This window comes from Edaphosphingomonas laterariae (assembly GCF_900188165.1).
In the GTDB taxonomy this organism is placed as follows: Bacteria; Pseudomonadota; Alphaproteobacteria; order Sphingomonadales; family Sphingomonadaceae; genus Sphingomonas_E; species Sphingomonas_E laterariae.
The window spans coordinates 1-2,473 of the sequence record NZ_FZOS01000070.1; the positions used below are offsets into that span (position 1 = coordinate 1).

Annotated in this window: 2 protein-coding genes; both read left to right on the top strand. The window is 63.4% G+C overall.

Annotated elements, in window-relative coordinates:
- The first annotated feature begins 113 nt into the window (after positions 1-113).
- Positions 114-1,637 carry an IS21 family transposase gene (istA, locus tag CHB74_RS21290; protein WP_089221459.1) on the top strand — a complete coding sequence of 508 codons (1,524 nt, stop codon included), beginning with the start codon at positions 114-116 and terminating at the stop codon, positions 1,635-1,637.
- The gene (gene istB, locus CHB74_RS21295; RefSeq protein WP_089221460.1) at positions 1,627-2,409 is read left to right on the top strand and encodes an IS21-like element helper ATPase IstB; all 783 of its coding nucleotides are present in this window, start codon (positions 1,627-1,629) and stop codon (positions 2,407-2,409) included. The genes istA and istB overlap by 11 nt, the downstream gene beginning before the upstream one ends.
- Positions 2,410-2,473 lie beyond the last annotated feature (64 nt).

The following is a 2,473-nucleotide window of genomic DNA, read 5'->3' on the forward strand; positions in this document are numbered from 1 at the left end:
TGTTGATTTCCACTGAGAGCTGACCCGGGAAGGGCCGATATTTCCACTGAGAAGTGACCCATGTTGAACTCACCCCTCCGGCTTGGCGAGCGGGGGGTCATGGAGTGTTGGACATGGCGTTACTGAGTGTGATCCGGCGCTGGCATTATCGCGATCATCTGCCGATCCGCGAGATTGCGCGGCGCACGGGACTGTCGCGCAACACGATCCGCAAATATCTGCGGTCCGACATGGTCGAGCCGCGCTTCAAGGTTCCTGAGCGACCGAGCAAGCTGGATCCGTTTGCGGAACGGCTGTCGGCCTGGCTGAGGCGGGAGATGAATCGACCGCGCAAGCAAAAGCGGACGATCAAGCAACTGCACGCCGATTTGGTGAGCCTGGGCTATGAGGGATCCTATAATAGGGTCGCCGCATTCGCCCGGGACTGGCGTGACGATTATCGGTGTCAGCAACAGATCAGCGGCCGCGGCACGTTCGTCCCGCTATCGTTCGCGCCTGGAGAGGCGTTCCAGTTCGATTGGAGCGAGGACTGGGCGATCATCGCCGGCGTTCGCACCAAGCTGCAGGTGGCGCACTTCAAGCTCAGTCACAGCCGGGCCTTCATCGTGCGGGCCTATCTGCTGCAGACCCACGAAATGCTGTTCGACGCCCATAATCACGCGTTCCGCGTGTTGGGCGGCGTGCCGCGGCGGGGGATTTACGACAATATGCGCACCGCCGTCGACAAGGTCGGGCGCGGCAAGGAGCGCAACGTCAACACGCGCTTCCTGACAATGGTCAGTCACTATTTGTTCGAGGCCGAGTTCTGCAATCCGGCAGCGGGTTGGGAAAAGGGCCAGGTCGAGAAGAACGTGCAGGATGCGCGCCACCGCCTGTGGCAACCCATCCCGCAGGCCGAAAGCCTGGACGCGTTGAACCTGTGGCTGGAGCAGCGCTGCAGGGCATTGTGGCCGGAGATACCGCATGGAAGCGCGCCCGGGTCGGTCGCCGATGCCTGGGCCGATGAGGCGGAATGCCTGATGCCGGTGGGCCGGCCCTTCGACGGCTTCGTCGAATATGGCAAGCGCGTCTCGCCGACCTGCCTCGTTCATCTCGAGCGCAACCGCTACAGCGTGCCGGCGTCCTTCGCCAATCGGCCTGTCAGCCTCCGCGTCTATCCCGATCGCTTCCTGGTGGTCGCCGAGGGACAGGTGGTGTGCGAACATCGGCGGATCATCGAGCGATCCCATGATGGACCGGGACGCACCGTCTACGACTGGCGCCATTATCTGGCCGTGGTCCAGCGCAAGCCCGGTGCCCTGCGCAACGGCGCCCCGTTCCTCGAGCTGCCGGAACCGTTCCAGCGGCTGCAGCGACACCTGCTGCGCTCCCCCGGCGGTGACAGGGAAATGGTCGAGATCCTGGCGCTGGTGCTGCATCATGACGAGCAGGTTGTTCTGACCGCAGTTGCGATGGCTCTGGATGCCGGCGTTCCGACCAAGACCCACATCCTCAACCTCTTGCACAGGCTGCTCGATGGAAAGCCGGTCACCACGCCCCCGGTGACAGCGCCCCAGGCGTTGAGGCTGGTCAGCGAGCCAATCGCCAATGTCGAACGCTACGACGCCCTGCGCCGGGAGAATCGCCATGCGTCATGATCCCGCCAGTGGCGCCATCGTCGTCATGCTGCGTAGCCTCAAGATGCACGGCATGGCGCAAGCCGTCACCGATCTCATGGAGCAGGGAGCCCCGGCGTTCGAGGCTGCGGTCCCGATCCTCTCCCAGCTACTGAAAGCGGAAACCGCCGAGCGCGAAGTGCGCTCGGTGGCCTATCAGCTCAAGGCTGCGCGGTTCCCCGCCTATCGCGATCTGGCGGGCTTCGACTTTGCCAGCAGCGAGGTCAACGAAGCGCTGGTGCGCCAACTGCACCGCTGCGAATTTGTCGACGTCGCCGACAATATCGTGCTGGTCGGCGGTCCGGGCACCGGCAAAACCCATGTCGCCACGGCGCTGGGCATCCAGGCCATCGAGCATCACCGCAAGCGTGTCCGCTTCTTCTCCACGGTCGAGCTGGTCAACGCGCTCGAACAGGAGAAAGCCCAGGGCAGGCCCGGCCAGATCGCCAATCGGCTGCTCCACTCGGATCTGGTCGTCCTCGACGAGCTCGGATATCTGCCGTTCAGCGCGTCAGGCGGCGCACTGCTCTTCCATCTGCTGAGCAAGCTCTACGAGCGCACCAGCGTCATCATCACCACCAACCTCAGCTTCAGCGAATGGGCCAGCGCGTTCGGCGACGCCAAGATGACTACCGCGCTCCTCGATCGCCTCACCCATCACTGCCACATCCTCGAAACTGGCAACGACAGCTTCCGGTTCAAGAACAGCTCGGCCCAGCGGCCCAAACCCAGAAAGGAGAAGCCCACATCTTGACCCACCAATGACACCCAAACCATAACCGCAGGCGGGTCACTTCTCGGTGAAAATCCCGGGTCAG

Coding starts and splice junctions, on each gene's coding strand:
- istA (WP_089221459.1), top strand. CDS start 114: ATGGCGTTACTGAGTGTGATCCGGCGCTGGCATTATCGCGATCATCTG.
- istB (WP_089221460.1), top strand. CDS start 1,627: ATGCGTCATGATCCCGCCAGTGGCGCCATCGTCGTCATGCTGCGTAGC.